Raw genomic sequence first — 17,707 nt, forward strand, 5'->3', positions numbered from 1 at the left:
AGCTTGCACTAGTCAGACAAATAGGTCAAAAACAAGTAAGATTTCTTTAAGAAATATGTCAAATATGCTTGACATTCGCGCCATAGAAGAATATAATATAGTCAAATATATACGACACAAATCAGAAAGGAGAACAGATGAATCGTGTGAAAGAATTTCGCAAAGAACTGGGCATTTCCCAGCTCGAACTCGCCAAGGATATCGGTGTCTCGAGACAAACTATCAACATGATTGAGAACGACAAGTACAACCCAACTCTGGAACTCTGTCTCAATCTCGCCCGTAGCCTCCAAACTGACCTCAACAATCTCTTTTGGGAGGATGATTTTTAAAAAAGGAGCCAACACATGAAAAAAGAAACCTTCACTGAAAAACTGATCAAGCGCACATACGGTATTTCTGATCCACTTGACGAATACAAACGACGCGAGGCAGACCGTATAGGTAACCAAGTCTTTATCTTCCTCTTTTATCTGATGATTTTCGGCAATCTTATTCCGCTCATTCTGGCCTATAAATATCCTCAACTAGTAGCTCTAGTCTATCCTCCTCTGATTTTAGTGATTGCCCTCATCTCTGCTGGCTATGTCACCTACCAAATGAAAAAAACAGGGATTACAGCTATTGATCCAGATATGCTGAATGAGAAAGAAAGTAAGCAACTATACTACCCAGGTCTTAAAGCAGGTTTGTTCTTTGGTCTATGGATGTTTTTTATAACTCCTCTTCTCAGTATACTCATAGGTGAAGGTCAGGACTATTTTCATTCTCTCCTCACTATAAGAAATGGTGTATCAAGCATTCTCGGTTCTATCTTCTTCGGAGCGAGTATACAGTTCCTCATCTCCCGTCGCATTGAAAAAGCTAAGAAAGATCAAGATGAGGATTAGGAGGTGCCCTATGAAATCACTAGTAACTTTACTTACCTATCATCTTTTGTTTGCTTCTCTACTCACCTTCATCATCGTTTCAGGGAACTTGCCAATCTACGATATAGTCCTCCTTCCAGTCTTTGTTCCAGCACTCAACAAAGGATTGACTTATCTAAAGATAGATTCCCAAAAAACGCGCATACTCAACCTAGCACTATGCTTTATGATTCTATCCTTTCTATCCTTACCACAGCTGACGCTCATTTCAAGCAATTGGAAATATTATATACTGCTAACTATCGCCATCCTTTCTTCTATTACTTATCTTTATTATCTCTATCAATTCGTAAAAGAAACAAAATAACATCGTTCATTTAGGAGAAATCACCCATGAAAAAAGAAGACTTAACAACTCGCTTACTTCGAAATTTCTTTCATATCCAAGGGCCTTTTGATGAATGCCGTCAAGAGGTTATCTACAAGGCTTGCGCCCGTTCCATGATCCAAATCTTTTACTCTTCCTTCATTCTCTTCCTATTCTATATTTTGTTCGGAAGCTTTATAGAAATTGTTCGAAATGTTATGCCCTACATCTATTTTGGACTCATTTTGTTCATGAGTATAAAAGCTCAAAAAGCCGTCCAAGAGCTTCATCTTGAAAAGGATGACAAATCAGAAATCATTCTCAAAACCTACAGCAAAGCTCAAATCAAATTCCGAAGCTGGATTGTGTTTATCGGTATTCAGATTGGCTTCTTTACCTTACTCATCTTTCATAAAGTCTTCGTTCAACAGATGTCCCTTTCAGATTTTGGAAAGTTGCTCATGCAATTCGATAAAAGTATTCCTTTCCTGATGTATAGCCTGATTATCGGAAGCATTTTTGGAACCCTGACCTACGGATTTCTATCACTACAGGAGGAGAAAACTCCTAAAAATACCAAACAGAAGGAGAAAAGCAAGCAATGACTTCACTATACGATTTTTCAGTCTTGAACCAAGACCATCAAGAAACTCCACTAGAGACCTATCGTGGTAAGGTTCTCTTAGTTGTCAACACTGCTACTGGATGTGGTTTAACGCCCCAGTACCAAGGACTTCAAGAACTCTATGATCGCTATCAAGAACAAGGTTTTGAGATTTTAGACTTCCCTTGCAATCAGTTTATGGGACAAGCACCAGGCGGCGCAGAGGAAATCAACGCCTTCTGTAGCCTACATTATCAAACCACCTTCCCACGTTTTGCCAAGATCAAGGTCAACGGTAAGGAAGCAGACCCTCTCTATGTTTGGTTGAAAGAACAAAAATCTGGCCCACTGGGAAAACGAGTCGAATGGAATTTCGCTAAGTTTCTCATTGGTCGTGATGGGCAGGTCTTTGAACGCTTCTCTTCAAAAACAGACCCAAAACAAATTGAAGAGGCGATACAAAAACTACTATAATTTCACAATCTCACTATTATTAGTTCTCCTTTAGCCTAAGAATAGTGGGATTTTTTGATGGGCTTTGACTTGAATAGAAAAACACCCCATGATATGAGCCATGAAGTGTTGTAAAAATGATACATTTACAGCAGACTCCCCTCTACTGACTACTATTTTTAACCCCAGCATATACATAGGTCCTATTTCTAGGACACGCTTTTTCCGTTACCACCCTAAAATAAAAGCTATGCTCCCGCCCATCCTTGGCATTTTCCTTGTTTAAGACAAAGTAGTTTTTCTGATTCATCGCCATGGTTCGTAGGATGTCATCAATCAAAAAAGTCAAGGGTACGTTCATGGCAGAATATTTTTGAAAATCCTCTTCAAAACGAATATAGTCATCTGAAAAATAATCCATCTGCAGTTTGTTTTCATACAGCTCTTTTCTAGTCATAAACTCCCTCCTCCCACAGTCGAATTTCTAGGATATCTGCAACCTCTATCAACCTATATCCCTCGTTTGTCCTAATAGATAGAGTCTGATGTGATAACTCTCTCACCACACCGATGATAGTCGCCTTCTGCTTCTTTTCCTTGACCACAAAACTCCCCTTAAGTTGGCCAACATAAAGCTGAGAAAGCAAGTGCAACTTCTCATCTGGAGTCAAATCCGTCGAAAAATCAACACGGCTTTTTTCTTCACTGAGCGAACTGGTGTGTTCTGAAAGGTAAAATCCCATCCACTTCTGCATACCTGGATCTTGATAATATCGCGCGGATTGAAAAGGTAAATAAGAACGATCAATCATTGTAATCCATCTAATCCTCCAGCAGAATGTCCCCCAATCAGCTTGCTTCTGGCAAGACTCCTAGAGGCTTCTTCCAGTGCATTGGCTCTTAAAAGAGAAGTGAAACCAAATTGTTCCCGAATGGAGTCAATGGCCGTCTGGAGCCTTTCTTCTTTTTCTAGCTTGTCAACATCATCAAAGAGAGATATCAAACCAAAGGGCTCGTCTACAAAGCCTGAATAGTTTACACCGACACTTCTGACTGCTCCAGAAGTGTATTTGTTATGAAATAACTTCAAAACATAATTCGTTAAGACAGCTGTATTATTGGTCGGTTCGACCTTCATTTGTGTGTGAATAGACGACCTGACCTCCTGTTTAGAGAAACCGACATAGATAGAGACAAGGGTTGTTTTCTTGCCAGACCTTCTCAATCTAATAGCCACCTGCTCCGCCATTTCTCGAAGAATAATTTCAATATCCCGTAGCTTCACGTAGTCTCTCGGCAAGATTTGAGAATTCCCCAAGCCCTTGGATTTGGCTTTATAAGGCTTATGAACATTGCTCTCATCAATTCCGTTAGCATGAAACCACAAACGAAGACCAGCCTGACCCAGAGCTTTTTTTAGCTGGTCAGGATTGCTGGTTGCCAATTCCTTGATGGAAAAAATCCCCAGAGCATGCAAGCGTTTCTCCATCCGCCTGCCAATTCCCCAAAAGTCGGTCATCTTGGGAATGAACCAGACCTTCTCTTCCACATCCTGGTAAGACCAGTTGGCCCTCATGGTCGGAGTGTGCTTGGCTTCATTATCCAGAGCCAACTTGGCCAGTAAGGGATTGGCATTTGACATACCTACTGTAGAGTAGATCCCTGTCTGCCTCCAAATATCCCTCTGAATACGAGCAGAAAGCATATCCAGCTTGTCTTTGCGAGAGAGACTCTTATCTGGGATAAAATAGTTGAGCGAACTAGTCAGGTCAATAAAGCCCTCATCGATAGAGTAAGGATAAATATCATCTGGACTGCCATAGTTTTGAAAGATTCGCTGGATTTCCATATTGACTGCAATGTACTCGTCCATTCGAGGAGGGACAATCAAGGTCACTTGAGCCCAATCTTCGATGTAGCGAACATAGTCCGAGTCAGTCGGTAGCCCTTGCTTTCGAGCATTGTAATAGGAAAATTTTCGCGTTTTGATATCAAAAGGCAAATCATAGGCCCGACCAACATTTGACTGGCCAAAAATCTTCTTAAACATGGGAGAGGAGGCTAGGATAAGACCAGTTGAATTATCCGCGCGACTCATGACACAAAGCGAGGTTTTCAGCGGATGCAATCCTCTTTTCACGCACTCAACACTGGCATAAAAGGACTTCATATCGATAAAGGCAATGTCACTTTTGGGCTCTCTGGAATAATCAAAGTAGCCCATTGGCTATCCCTCCATCGGCACAAAGTTTCCAACGATAATACCCACAATCCGAGGATCTTCCTCATAGGATATGAAAATATCCTTGTATTTAGGATTGATAGAGACCAGACGCAATCCATTCTCCTCTCGATAGACCCGCTTGATATAGGTCTGGTTGTTGCAAACCACTGCATAAACCGCCCCGTCATAGTCAAATCCTGTCTCTCGAATCAGAGCCACGGAGCCATTTTGGTATTTAGGTTCCATGGAGTCCCCAGACACCCATGACGCAAAATCATGAGCCAACTCCTCATTAAAGTAAACCGTATCAAAATTCCGATCATCGTAGACCGAAGCTCCAATCCCTGCTGACATGCGTTCATAAACACGGTACTCGTAGAGACGCTCTGGCATAGCTGTCACTTTCTGAGCTTGCTCCTCTTGAGATAGGTTGCGAACATAGAGAACAACCTTCTCCTTCCCTTGCTTGGAGAGGCTATGGTAGAGACGGACAATCTCGATCTGAGTAAAATATCCTTTTGGTACTTTTAAAATATTCTCTAGCTGGAACACCTTCTCCTTGGACGGTTCCTTGATTCCACGTTCCCAAGCTGAGTAAGCCTGAAAGCTAATCCCAAGTTGCTCTGCAATTTCCTTCTGTGTTAGTTTTAACTCTTTCCTCCGAGCCTTTAATTTTTCTGGCTTATACATACTTCACCTCCTATTATGATACTTTAATGGACATTATCTCCCTTAGAAAGACTAATCGATGCTTGAATCCATAATTTCAAAACTCAACCATTATGGTTTAGTTTTATTATATAAAAAAAGTAGACAAATGTCCACTAGGAAAATCAGAAACATCGTGAGTTTTATACTCAATGAAAATCAAAGAGCAAACTAGGAAACTAGGCGCAGACTGTACTTGAGTACGGCAAGGCGACGTTGACGCGGTTTGAATTTGATTTTCGAAGAGTATTAATCAAACTAAAAGGACCTAGCCCTGTACAATACAGAACTAAATCCTTTGAATAAATAATTGATCTAACTTTTAAAATTCCTACAGAAATTCCAGTTTTTCTCTATTTGATACCAGACATTAGTTTTTCAATACGTGGAACGTAGAAGAGTAAGATAATACCGAATACAATCGTAATTCCTCCAACAATTCCATAGTAAGCTACTTCAGTTTCGCTTGTATAAAATTTTACAATTTGAGCATTGATAGCTTGGGCAGCAGCGTTACTCAAGAACCAGATAGACATCATTTGTGCTTGGAAGGATTTTGGTGCTAACTTAGTAGTGACTGATAGACCAATCGGCGAAATCAGCATTTCCCCTACAATCACAATAGCCCAACTCATAATCAACCAGAGAGGACTGACCTTAACATCTGTCCCAAAGAGCATCCCTGGTAACATCATCCACAAGAAGGATAAACCTGCAGCAAATAAACCGTAAGCAAATTTCTTAGCAGAGGATGGTTGCTTTTTACCCATTTTCCCCCACAACCACGCAAAAATCGGCACATAAATCATAATGAAAAGTGGATTGATACTTTGGAAAAAGCTAGATGGAAAATGAATCTGATTCCCAAATACATTAATGTAAAGTCGAGTTTGCTCATCCGCAAATAGAGCGAGAACAACAGACCCCTGCTCCTCAATAGACCAGAAGAGTACCCCAGCTATAAATAGAGGAATGTAGGCAAATACTCGAGATCTCTCAGTAGCAGTTATTTTCTGACTAGATAAAATTTTGAAGAAATAGTAGATTGGAATAATTACAGCAATCACTGTAAAGATATTAACAATCATATCCACATTAAACTGGTGAGTAAAGACTAAACCTATAACCACGAGAATAACTACGACAAGTGTAAGCAGCAAACGTTTAATCAAGGTCTGCTGCTCCGTCTGTGAAAGTGGGTCAGTAGGGTAAAGGCTTGATTCAGGTAGGTATTTCTTCCCATCCAAAACATACTTCACCAGACCAAAGAACATCCCAATGGCAGCTAACGAAAAGCCTAGATGGAAATTGACTTCCTGACCTAGATAACCCACTAGATAAGGGGCAACAAAGGCACCTAAGTTAATACCAAAGACAAAGATACTAAAACCTGCATCCCGTCTATCATCCTCTTTCTCATAAATCCCCCCCACCATATCTGAGATATTGGGTTTTAAAAATCCAGTACCAAAGATAATCAAGGCAATAGAGAGATAGAGAGCCACTTGTCCAAAAGGTGTTGCCAAAGCAATATGCCCTAGCATAATCAGAATCCCACCGTAAAAGACAGTTTTACGGCTTCCTAAAATACGGTCACTGACAAAACCACCGATAACCGAGGACAAAAATACCAGTGAGCCATAAATAGCCATAACCGATGCAGCCGTGGTCTTATCCATTCCCAATCCACCATCTTGCACACTATAGTACATATAGTAAAGTAGGATAGCTCGCATCCCATAGTAAGAAAAGCGTTCCCACATCTCTGTAAAGAAGAGGGTGGACAAGCCCATAGGATGTCCAAAAAATGTTTTCTGTTTTTCCATATATATTCTCCTTTAACGATATAATAATTCATTTTACAGAATTTTCAAACAAATGTCAAACAAATCCTGTTTATTTTAGAAAATTTTCTGAAAAAATCACACGTCTCAGACTTAATTCCACCATAAAAATCCGTCTCAGACTTAATTCCACTTCGGTCAGGCAAGTGGAAGTTACTTTGAAAAATCACCTTTAAAAATTTGCTCTTGTTGAGTTGAAAAATGTTTCAAACCTCGAAACATACTTATCCTTTCCTCTTCAGGAAACAAAAAAAACATCCCTATGCCAAACTTGTAGTTACTACAATACAAGTCATACTCAATGAAAATCAAAGAGCAAACTAGGAAACTAGCCGCAGGCTGTACTTGAGTACGGCAAGGCGACGTTGACGTGGTTTGAATTTGATTTTCGAAGAGTATCAATAAGCATAGAGATGTAAAACTGTTACACATTAAAAAATAAATAATTAGTAATTAAATAATAGAAATTGTGTACGAAATTTCTCAATTAATTTTCGCTAGTAAATATCTTTTCCAACAAACGCCCTCTCAATTCCTTATCCTGATGATGCAAGATATTCATTAACTCATGAGAATTTTTCGCATTGATGAATTGATTTAACAATCTATCTTTTAATTCATATGGAAGAGAAGCCGTCTTTAGTAGTCTAAAAACTTCATCATTTAGGGATAGCCTTTTATTATCTTTACATTCAAATCTAGCTGTATCATTCTTATTTGGCAATTCAATCATAGACACATTCGTTCCTTTAAAATGAATTCTATGCTTTCTATTACTTGGAACGATACTAGAATCTCCTTGTAATGCTAACTCTACCATTCCCATTTCCCAGTCGATTGATAATCTTGTTTTATATCTTTGACCATTTTGATCTTCAATCATTTCAAAAGAATGTTGTTTTCCTGGGAATACATACCAATCTACAATTTCAGGTAAATCAACACCCATATCTATCTCAGAACCAACCAAAGGAATGATTGCACCACTTTTTGCAAACACAGGAATAGTCGAAATGTCTCTATAAACACTTAACTTCACTCCACCTGTGTATTTTTTCTCTGAAAAGAAGTCATACCACTCACCTTCAGGGAACCATACATCTACTTTTGCAGATTGAAATGCCAAATCCATCTTTTCTACAATGGGAGCAACCATCAGTTCTGTTCCAAAAAAGTATTGGTTTGGAACATTATAGCTCTCATCATTCTCTGGGTAGAAATAGTACATTGGGCTGATTAATGGGGCGCCTTCCTCATGTGTCTTTACATTCATGGTGTATAGATATGGAATCATCTGATGTCTCAAACGAAGGTAATTCTTCATAATCTTAGATGTTGTTTCTGAAAAAAACCAAGGTTCTTTACTATTGAAAGGACTTCTAGAACTATGTAATCGAGTAATCGGACTAAAAACACCAAACTGTAGCCATCTAGTTTGTAGCTCTTCGTCATAATCCCCCAGCATGTGCCCACCGATATCATGGCTCCACCAACTATAACCGATATTTGATGCTGTCGCTGTAAAATAAGGTTGAAATCTTAACGAATCCCAACTAATAATAGTGTCCCCTGAAAAACCAACAGGGTAGCGGTGACTACCAGGACCTGCATACCTTGATAAAATTAAGCCACCTTCTGCATTTTTACAACTATCCTGATAGTGATAATGGTTTAAAAGCCACAGTGGATCCAACATGCCTTGTGTCCCTTGTTGCCAGTCAATCCACCAAAAATCTACTCCCTGCTTTTCTAGCTCATAATGAACATCTTTAAAGTAAGCTTCCCTAAAAGAGGGATTAAAAAAATCAAAAATAGCAGGTTCTTCTAATTCTACATTTAACCCTAATCGTTTGGCAACTCGAGGATAAGCTTCTTCATAAGCCCGTATACCATCAGCAGGATGGACATTTAAGGAGAGTTTTAACTTTCTATCATGAAGTTGTTGCAATAACTGTTCTGGATTTGGTATTAAGTTTCTATTCCAACTATATCCTGTCCACCCACTTCCAAAACGAGCTGGAATGTCAGTTATATGCCAATCCATATCTAAAACACCGATAGATAATGGAATTTTCTCTGTTTCAAATCTGTCTATTAAATCCAAGTATTCATCCGACGTATAAGGCCAATACCTACTCCACCAATTGCCTAAAGCATATCTTGGCAACAAGGGTGTCGAACCAGTCAAATGGTAAAAGTCTCTGATTGCTCCTCTATAATCATGCCCATAGGCAAAGAAATACAGGTCAATTTGATTTTCTCTCTCAATATAACCAGACTGCTCATCCCAAATAAATCCTTGAGAATCATCCAATAAGGCTATACCATTTCGGCTAATAATTCCATCTTCTAACGAAATTGCTCCATCTGCCTTATCCAGAGTCCGAGCTGTTCCTTTTAACGTTTCAATAGATTCACCAAAATACCAGCGACTACCATATACGGCAAAATTTCCTTTTAATTCTATAAATAAATTTTCGGCGTTAAATTCTCCTTTATTAAAGTGCAGATGAAAATAGTCCGTCATAATATCTAGTACGTTTGATGTCTCAATATAATCTAACGAAACTTGGCCAAAATCTCTATTATAGATAAGTTGTGTCGTTCTATCCTCAAAACTTCCAGTTTGAGAGTATTCTAACCTTACTAACTTGTCTGTTAATACAGATATTCGATAAAACTCTCCCTTAAAAATTTTCAATTTGTTTCCCTCCTTTTAGTAAATTTCTTTACCTTATCAAACATTTTATTTGTTATCGTTACATTCATCAATCCGCAAAAAGCAAATCCCCCAAATGTAAATACGTAAATAGCTGTTAAAACTCGTTCTGGACTACTAAAACTCATATACAGTACAGAAATATTAAATAAAACCAACATGATAGCTTGTATTGGATTTAAAATACAAATTAATACGCTATTTACAATACTATTTTTTAGATTATCTTTAAATAGACCAATATAGGGAAAAATAACACTCATCAAAAGTATTATAACAAATAAAAAGGGCAACACTAACAATAAACTATACTCTGAAAATAAACTTGAATAGCCCCAAAGACAATAGTTCACATATAAAAGTAATTCTATTAGGAGGATAAACAACCAAATAAAAGTTGACTGTTTAAAATTTCGTCTAAAGATCCGAAAATAATGATAAGCAATATCGGTATCTTTACCTTTTAAAATACGATACCACATTGTCGTAAGAGAAGTTAATGATGCCCCAATTGTAACTATTGGAATACAACTAACAATAAATAGAGTATTTAAAATAATTAAATCTGTCAAAAAAGTTAAAATTCTAACCACTTTTCCATCTAATGAAAATAATTTTTGCATAATAGATATCTCCATAAAATCGATTGCCTTAACTCTATATTTTATAATGTCAGTTGTACAAAAATATTACCTAAATTATTTAAAAAACATTTCCAAATTTCTTTAAAAATTAGAATAAAGGAAGCGAGATAATCTGATGTCATCAGTCTCGCTTCCTGTAATTAGCTAGTCCCTTGTTCATACAACCAAGAGTTCATATAAAATATTACTCTTTTACTTCTTTTTGGTAACGATTATATGCTTCCTGTTGAATCTTCATAAATTCGTCCAATCCCATATTCTTAAGAGTTTCTTTGTATGAGTCCCATTCTTTTTCTATGCCACCTTCAACTACCCATTTAGATGCTTGTTGTTTGACATAAGATTCAATACTCACATAGATTGATGATAATTTGTTAAGTTCTTCTTGTGAATAAATCACATTAGGGTAAGCTGGTAACGCAAATTGTTTCAAATCTTGGTCCATCTTCAATTTCAATCCATCACCTTGTGTTTGATCGATTTCTACGCGACTATTGATATCATCGCTTACGTATTTAGGACCAAAATCTCGAAGTGAATTAATCCATGCCCATTCATCAGCTGATTTACCATCTTTAGGAGGTAACACTTTAAACTTATCACCATTCTTTTCAGTAGCTATTCCAAATGATCCATAGAAATTCTGAATACTTGCTTCATCTGTATATAATTTATCCAACCATTTCAATAATTTAGCAGGGTTTTTGCTCTTATTTGTAATCAAAATTTCATTTCGACCATAGTTGTAATGATCTGGATCAGAAAAGACATATTGTTTACCATCCATACCTTTTAAAGCAGGTAGAGCAATATATTCACTTGAATGTAAGCCAAACGTTGCATCTGCTGTCCAACCACTAGAAACACCTACTCTAGATACTCCCTTATCCATACGTTTTGCTACACTCATAGAGGTATCTTCTGTAAAGATTTCCGGATCAATCAAACCTTTTTTATAAGATTCGTGCATTGCTGCAATCCCTTGTTTATAACTTTCTTCTGTACGAAGGTAGACTGGTTTTCCATCTTTTACAGACATTTCATATGTATTATCTGCCCCTAAACGATTATTGAACGGAAGAATATATGAGAATGTTGGATCAAAGTTTCCTGCTCCGAATGGAATTTCATCAGAAGCGTCTCCATTTCCGTTCGCATCTTTATCCTTAAATTCTTGTAGTACTTTTACTAAATCATCATAAGTTTCTGGAACCTTTAATCCTAAATTATCCAGCCACTTTTTATTAATAAATAGCTGATTAGCTACAGTAGGACGCATCGGTAATTTTTTAGGTAGACTGTAGATATGACCATCTGGTGAAGTAATCATAGCTTTAATCTTAGGTTCTTTCTCCATAGCCTTAGTTAAATTTGGCATGTTTTCTTTGATTAAATCTTCCAATGGAATAAATAAAGATTGGTTCTGAGCAATTTCTGAATCTGTAAAAGCATTTGAACCTAAAAATGCATCTGGTAAATCTCCACTAGCAACCAACACAGATTTCTTATCTGCCCAATCTGCAGCTACAAGTGTATCCCATTTAACATCGATACCTGATTCTTTGGCAGAATCAGTTAGAAAACCTTTATGATAATCTTCCCCCCAGTCAGACCAACGAACAGTTGTGATTTTATAAGAATCTTCTCCAGACTTATCATCCTTATTCGCACTATTAGAATTTGCACAGGCTGTTAAGCCAGCAAGTGTAACTGTTCCTAAGAACAAATATGTAAATGATTTATTTTTCATGTTTTTCTCCTATTCTTTCAACGCGCCAATCATTACGCCTTGATTAAAATATTTTTGAACAAAGGGATATAGCAACATTATCGGAGCGGTTGAAATAACAATTGCTGCATATTTCATCATATCGGCTTTGATACGAAGATCTGATGCAACTTCTCCTGTTGCTTGCGATTGTAACATTTGATTACTAATTAGTAAACGTCGTAAAATTAATTGCAATGGTTGTAAATTTTCATTCGTTAAATAAATTAAAGCATTAAACCACGAATTCCAAATACCAACTGCAGTCCAAAGTCCAATAACTGCTATAATAGCTTTTGATAAAGGAACGACTATCTTAATAAAATAACGAATTGTACCACATCCATCAATTTGCGCAGCCTCCCACATCCCGTCTGGAATACTATTATTAAAGAAAGTTCTGGCAACAATAATATTGTATGATGAAACCGCAAAAGGGATTACCATTACCCAAAATGTATCAATTAGGCCAACATTCTTTACTGTTAAGTAGGTAGGAATCAAGCCACCTGATACGAACATAGGGATTATGTATAGAATACTCATCCATTTTCTACCAACTAATTCTTTTCTAGATAAAGCATAACCAGCTGGAATATTGACTACTAAAGCAACTAAGGTACCAACAACAGTATATAAAATGGTATTTAGATAGCTACGTAAGAATAAAGGTTGTTGAATAAGACGTAAATATCCATCTAATTTCCATTCTCTAGGAATAAACCATACCTTTCCATTTGCAACATCTGAAGGATTACTAAAAGATGCAATCACTACAAACCATAACGGATAAACAATTAACAGGATAAGGAAAATTGCTAAACCATAGGTAACTATATCAAATAATAATTCAGAGTTTGTTTTTCTTGATTTATGAAACCATCTCACTTTAAGCACTCCTTCCTTTAAAAAAGACCCGTTCTAGTATATCTTTTTGAGAACCAGTTAACAGATAACAAAATTATTAGATTGACTACGGTGTTAAATAACCCTATAGCTGTCGAATAACTATACTGAAAATTCACCATACCAACTTTATAAACATAGGTCGAAATTATCTCACTTCCTGCTAAATTAAGAGGATTCTGTAATAGTAACACTTTCTCAAACCCTACACTTAATAAACTACCTGCTCTTAATATTAGCAAAATCATAGCAGTTGGCAAAAGTAATGGTAATTCTATATGCCTAATTTTTTGTAACCTAGAAGCGCCATCCATAGTTGCAGCCTCATAATATGTAGGATCAATTGCAGAAAGCGCTGCTAGATAAATAATACTATCCCAACCAATATGTTGCCATACATCACTCCAAACATAAACACCTGCAAAACTAGTAGGTTTTGATAAAAAATCTGGAATAGTAATTCCAACAGACTTAAATACATTTGCTAACAAACCACTAGTAGGAGATAAAAATAAGATAATCATCCCACACATAACCATTGTAGAGATAAAATGAGGTAAGTAAGTTGTCACTTGAAATATTTTTCTAAATTTCCCAACTCTTAACTGATTACTGATTATAGCTAGTATAATAGGCAAGGGGAATCCTACTACAATACTATAAAGTGAAATTTTTAATGTATTGAACATAGTTGTCCCGAATTGGAATGATGAAAAAAATTGAGTAAAGTACTTAAATCCTACCCACTGACTAGCAAAGATACCATTAGCTGGTGAATAGTCTTTAAATGCAATAATTAATCCCAACATGGGAATATAGGAAAATAAAATTAATAGCAATATTGAAGGAAAAAGTAATATGTATAACGGAATACTATGCTTTAATTTTATTTTATGAAGTTGAGATGCTACTTTCATTTTTTTCCTCCTATCTGATTTTCTACGATTATTTTACACCATATAGAATTCCCTTAATATAACTTTTTGGACTAGGTTTATCAATTTTTCAGTTTATCATTTCTGAGAACTATTACTTTTCCGACATCTTGATAAAACATATCTGTTTTGTACATGATATCGTATTTTCAAAGTGCTATAATTTAAATAGGAGACTAGTATATGAAATTAAATCACGAGTTATCAAAAAAACATTCTATTCATTTTTTCTTTAAACTCTTACTTGTACTACTATTGATAAATATTTTAATCAATATTGCTATGAGTAACATAACCAGAAATTTTATTAAAAACCAAAATATAGTACACTTACGTAGTTCGATTGAAATTTATGCTGACTCTGTTAATGAGAAATTGCATTCTGTAGAACGCTTTATGTACTCAACAATAACGCATAATGAATCTTTAGAGAAATTAAATCATGTACAAACGTTTCTTGACTATCAAGAAAATCTCAAAAAAGTTCAAACTAGCTTTGCAGAGTTTGAATATCAAAATGAAACTCATATGACATTCTTATTAGAAACCGATAGTACTGATTATTTTATAAATGTCTCCAATCTTTATATTCCATATGAAGATTATTTACTGTTAAAATCAAATCTAAAATCATTGCGTAGTGATATAAGTGACCGTAAATGGAAAAATGTAACTACTAAAAACAGTGAATACTTAGTTAAATCTGTTCATTACGAAGGAAAAATCATTTATGCCGTCATATCTTCAGAAGATATCCTAAAACCTCTCAAAAAACTCAATATTGGAAATAATGGTAAACTTTCCCTAAAAGAGCCTAACAATATACCCTCCGAAAACTATCTAATTCATGCTCAAAATGAAAAAACGCATTTACCTTTCGATATTTATGTTTTAGTCGATTATGCCGAAGTCTTTAGAAATATCACACTCTTAGAAGTATTTTTGTCAGCCGTTCCTATTATTATTACCATTTTATCAATCATCATTATCCTGTATATTCGTCAATGGATGATTAAACCGATAACAAGACTCACTGAACGACTCTCTCAATTTGGAGAATCCATACCCCCCTCTGAATTTTTTATATCTGAAGGTATACTAGAAATTGATAAGGCAAATGATAAACTTAATAAAGTAATTTTTGACATGCAAGAATTAAAAATACGAGAATATCATTCACAACTAGAACTTAAGAAGATTGAACTTAATTATCTTAAAAATCAAATCCGACCGCATTTCTACTTAAATATGTTATCAATGATTCATAGTATGCTTCAAACAAAAAACTACAAGGAAATTGAAGAATTAACTATCCTAACTTCAAATTATCTCCGTCATTTATTTATGGCTAATCAAGATTTTTCAGAACTTAAAGATGAAGTTCAGCATATTAAAGATTATTTAGAAATACAACGAATTCGATATGGAAATAGTATCTACTTTTCACTAGACTACAATTCTGATTTACAAAATACTCTTGTTCCATCATTACTGTTACAAACGTTTATTGAAAACACAATAAAACACGGTTTTTCATTTCAAGATTTATTTACAATTTTACTATCAATAAAAAAAGTAAAAACTGAGGACTCAGATTATATTCAGATTTGTATCGAAGATAATGGTCCAGGTTTCTCTGAAGAAATTTTATCAAAATTAAATCAGAAACAGTCTCTAATAACAGAAGATGGACATCATATTGGGATCACGAACACCATCGAACGTTTGAATCTTCTCTATCCCAACGACTATACTATTACATTTGAAAATAATGAAGAAGGTGGGGCTAAAATTCTTTTACTTATTCCATACAAGATTATAGACGGAGGTTATAATGAACATCTTATTAGTTGATGACGATCGTTTTATCATTGAAGCTTTACGAGAGAAAATAAATTGGGATAAACTACACATTGACATTGTTTATGTTGCCTATAGCCTCACTCAAGCTCAAAATATTATTAGAGAGCATCCTATTGATCTCATGATAAGTGATATAGAAATGCCTCAAGGTAGCGGTCTCGAACTCTTATCGTGGATTAGAAATGAAAAATATGATATAAAAACAATTTTTTTAACCAATTACGCCGACTTCAACTATGCTCAAAAAGCAATTGAATTGCAAAGCTTTGAATACTATCTAAAACCCATTAACTTTGAAAAATTAGAATTTATTATTCAAAAAGCCATTAGTAAAATTGAGAATCATAACTTAAACGGAAAAAATGATGCACTTTTACAAATAGAAGATAATTTCTGGTATGATTACCTTAGAAAACCTCAAATTTCTCGCATTGATGAGCTAGAAAACATAGCAAGCAAACAAGATTTTATTCTTAAAAAACACCAATATTTTTTCCTTGCAGTTTTAACAATCAATCTTAATGAAGAAGATTATTCTGCAGAAACTCCATCATGGACTTCTCAACTAAAAAGAGAACTGCAAAGAATTTCACAACCTTCTTATAATCTGATAAGTCTATTCAAAATGGAAAGCCAGGTCGATCAATATGTTTGTCTCTTTAGAGTAGACTCTTCCAAACGTAGTGACAAATTGGCATATGAGATTCATTCTCAAATTTCCAATAACTTTAGTAAATACTCAAACATTATATATAAGAGTTGCCATAAAATATCCGATATTTTATTTCATACCAAAGAACTCTACACTTATAATGAACAATATGTTTCTTATTGGAATACTATTACATGTGTTCCACATAGTTTTCCAACTTCCTTTAAAACAGAAACTCTTTCAATTACTTTTTTAGATAGCTTAAGTGAATACGAATTAAGAGAAAAAATTAATTCACTTGCCTATAATTCTCAAATTCCTACTTTCACACTACAACAAATTTTACTAGATTGGACTCAACAAATAGGAATATATCTAGATCAAAATGGAATTTCAGCTCATAAATTATTCCAAAACAGCACTCATGATTTCCTATTCCAACGACGCTTTCATTCAATTGAATCTTTTCAGGATTACTTTGATTATTACTGGTCACATGCTAAGAAATTTGCAACAAACCTTGAAAACCAAAAAAATAGTATTCAACGCATTGTCGAATACATAGATCATCACTACTATGAAGATATAAATCGTTCTATATTAGCAGATATGGTTTATCTCAGTGCAGATCATTTAGCTAGAATTTTTAAAAAAGAAACTGGAGAAACTCTTGTTAAATATATAACGGATAAGCGCATTAATGCTGCTAAATCTCTCCTATCTCAAACAAATATCTCGATATCACAAGTATCCTGTCAAGTAGGGTATGATAATTATTCTTACTTTACTAAAATTTTTAAGCAAAGGACTGGACTTTCTCCTGGAGATTACCGTAAAACATATCAAAATAAAATGTAAGCAATCTAAATCATTGAAATGATAAGTAAAATTCAAGGTCTATAGTAATTTTTGAAATTCTACAGTTTTTCCAAAGATAGCTTCAAAAATTTCTTTAAAATTGTTGATAAGGCAACTTCTTAAAAAGTCAGTTTGAAAAGAAAACCCAGTAAATATTTCTAGGATAATAGGATAAAACGTATGCTATCAAGCTTTTACTGAACTGCACCCCAAAAGTTAGACAGAAAAAATCTAACTTTTGGGGTGCAGTTCAAAGAAACCTGATAATATGCGTTTTATTATGGAAATATTTC

17 protein-coding genes are annotated in these 17,707 nt (G+C 35.2%); 7 read left to right on the forward strand and 10 right to left on the reverse strand.

The genetic code is table 11. The features are described 5' to 3' along the window. Positions 1–137: 137 nt before the first annotated feature. The 5 genes from OCF95_RS05575 to OCF95_RS05595 are packed head-to-tail and all read left to right on the forward strand — an operon-like array spanning position 138 to position 2,314. On the forward strand, positions 138–332 hold the full coding sequence (locus tag OCF95_RS05575; protein WP_049544880.1) for a helix-turn-helix transcriptional regulator: 195 nt from the start codon (positions 138–140) through the stop codon (positions 330–332). A 15-nt stretch (positions 333–347) separates the two neighbouring features. Beyond that, positions 348–890 (forward strand): DUF3278 domain-containing protein, encoded by a 543-nt coding sequence (locus tag OCF95_RS05580; RefSeq protein ID WP_261105045.1) that lies wholly within the window; start codon positions 348–350, stop codon positions 888–890. 10 nt (positions 891–900) lie between these two features. Next, on the forward strand, positions 901–1,236 hold the full coding sequence (locus OCF95_RS05585; protein WP_004256384.1) for a hypothetical protein: 336 nt from the start codon (positions 901–903) through the stop codon (positions 1,234–1,236). 26 nt (positions 1,237–1,262) lie between these two features. Continuing rightward, complete coding sequence (locus tag OCF95_RS05590) at positions 1,263–1,841, forward strand: DUF3278 domain-containing protein (protein WP_000711238.1); 579 nt, start codon at positions 1,263–1,265, stop codon at positions 1,839–1,841. Further along, the gene (locus OCF95_RS05595) at positions 1,838–2,314 is read left to right on the forward strand and encodes a glutathione peroxidase (RefSeq protein WP_000203038.1); all 477 of its coding nucleotides are present in this window, start codon (positions 1,838–1,840) and stop codon (positions 2,312–2,314) included. Before OCF95_RS05590 ends, OCF95_RS05595 begins: the two co-directional genes overlap by 4 nt. 142 nt (positions 2,315–2,456) lie before the next feature. On the opposite strand, the gene OCF95_RS05600 is transcribed toward OCF95_RS05595, so the two are convergent. The 10 genes from OCF95_RS05600 to OCF95_RS05645 all read right to left on the reverse strand — a co-directional run bounded on the left by OCF95_RS05600 (position 2,457) and on the right by OCF95_RS05645 (position 14,023). Next, a complete protein-coding gene (locus OCF95_RS05600; protein ID WP_020903430.1) occupies positions 2,457–2,750 on the reverse strand; it encodes a DUF5960 family protein in 294 nt (97 codons plus the stop codon). Continuing rightward, entirely contained in the window at positions 2,743–3,105 is a 363-nt protein-coding gene (locus OCF95_RS05605; RefSeq protein WP_020903431.1) for a hypothetical protein, read from the reverse strand. The genes OCF95_RS05600 and OCF95_RS05605 overlap by 8 nt, the downstream gene beginning before the upstream one ends. Beyond that, positions 3,102–4,517 (reverse strand): Y-family DNA polymerase, encoded by a 1,416-nt coding sequence (locus OCF95_RS05610; protein ID WP_049551038.1) that lies wholly within the window; start codon positions 4,515–4,517, stop codon positions 3,102–3,104. The genes OCF95_RS05605 and OCF95_RS05610 overlap by 4 nt, the downstream gene beginning before the upstream one ends. A 3-nt stretch (positions 4,518–4,520) precedes the next feature. Further along, entirely contained in the window at positions 4,521–5,207 is a 687-nt protein-coding gene (locus OCF95_RS05615) for an XRE family transcriptional regulator (RefSeq protein ID WP_004256371.1), read from the reverse strand. 371 nt (positions 5,208–5,578) lie between these two features. Further along, positions 5,579–7,051, reverse strand: coding sequence for a peptide MFS transporter (locus OCF95_RS05620; protein ID WP_004256369.1), 1,473 nt, complete (start codon positions 7,049–7,051; stop codon positions 5,579–5,581). Positions 7,052–7,556: 505 nt separating this feature from the next. After that, the gene (locus tag OCF95_RS05625) at positions 7,557–9,770 is read right to left on the reverse strand and encodes a glycoside hydrolase family 31 protein (RefSeq protein ID WP_261105046.1); all 2,214 of its coding nucleotides are present in this window, start codon (positions 9,768–9,770) and stop codon (positions 7,557–7,559) included. After that, positions 9,767–10,411: a DUF624 domain-containing protein gene (locus tag OCF95_RS05630; protein ID WP_001170586.1), complete on the reverse strand. Its 645-nt coding sequence runs from the start codon at positions 10,409–10,411 to the stop codon at positions 9,767–9,769. Before OCF95_RS05630 ends, OCF95_RS05625 begins: the two co-directional genes overlap by 4 nt. 205 nt (positions 10,412–10,616) lie before the next feature. Next, on the reverse strand, positions 10,617–12,182 hold the full coding sequence (locus OCF95_RS05635) for a type 2 periplasmic-binding domain-containing protein (RefSeq protein WP_261083210.1): 1,566 nt from the start codon (positions 12,180–12,182) through the stop codon (positions 10,617–10,619). A gap of 9 nt (positions 12,183–12,191) precedes the next feature. Next, positions 12,192–13,088, reverse strand: coding sequence for a carbohydrate ABC transporter permease (locus OCF95_RS05640; RefSeq protein ID WP_001267167.1), 897 nt, complete (start codon positions 13,086–13,088; stop codon positions 12,192–12,194). A gap of 17 nt (positions 13,089–13,105) precedes the next feature. Then, positions 13,106–14,023, reverse strand: coding sequence for an ABC transporter permease (locus OCF95_RS05645; protein WP_000861542.1), 918 nt, complete (start codon positions 14,021–14,023; stop codon positions 13,106–13,108). Positions 14,024–14,224: 201 nt separating this feature from the next. On the opposite strand from OCF95_RS05645, the gene OCF95_RS05650 reads away from it, so the two are divergent. Then, complete coding sequence (locus OCF95_RS05650; protein ID WP_261105047.1) at positions 14,225–15,895, forward strand: sensor histidine kinase; 1,671 nt, start codon at positions 14,225–14,227, stop codon at positions 15,893–15,895. Further along, positions 15,876–17,414 carry a response regulator transcription factor gene (locus tag OCF95_RS05655; RefSeq protein WP_261105048.1) on the forward strand — a complete coding sequence of 513 codons (1,539 nt, stop codon included), beginning with the start codon at positions 15,876–15,878 and terminating at the stop codon, positions 17,412–17,414. The genes OCF95_RS05650 and OCF95_RS05655 overlap by 20 nt, the downstream gene beginning before the upstream one ends. Positions 17,415–17,707 lie beyond the last annotated feature (293 nt).

This window comes from Streptococcus mitis (genome assembly GCF_946188615.1).
Classification (GTDB): Bacteria; Bacillota; Bacilli; order Lactobacillales; family Streptococcaceae; genus Streptococcus; species Streptococcus mitis_BZ.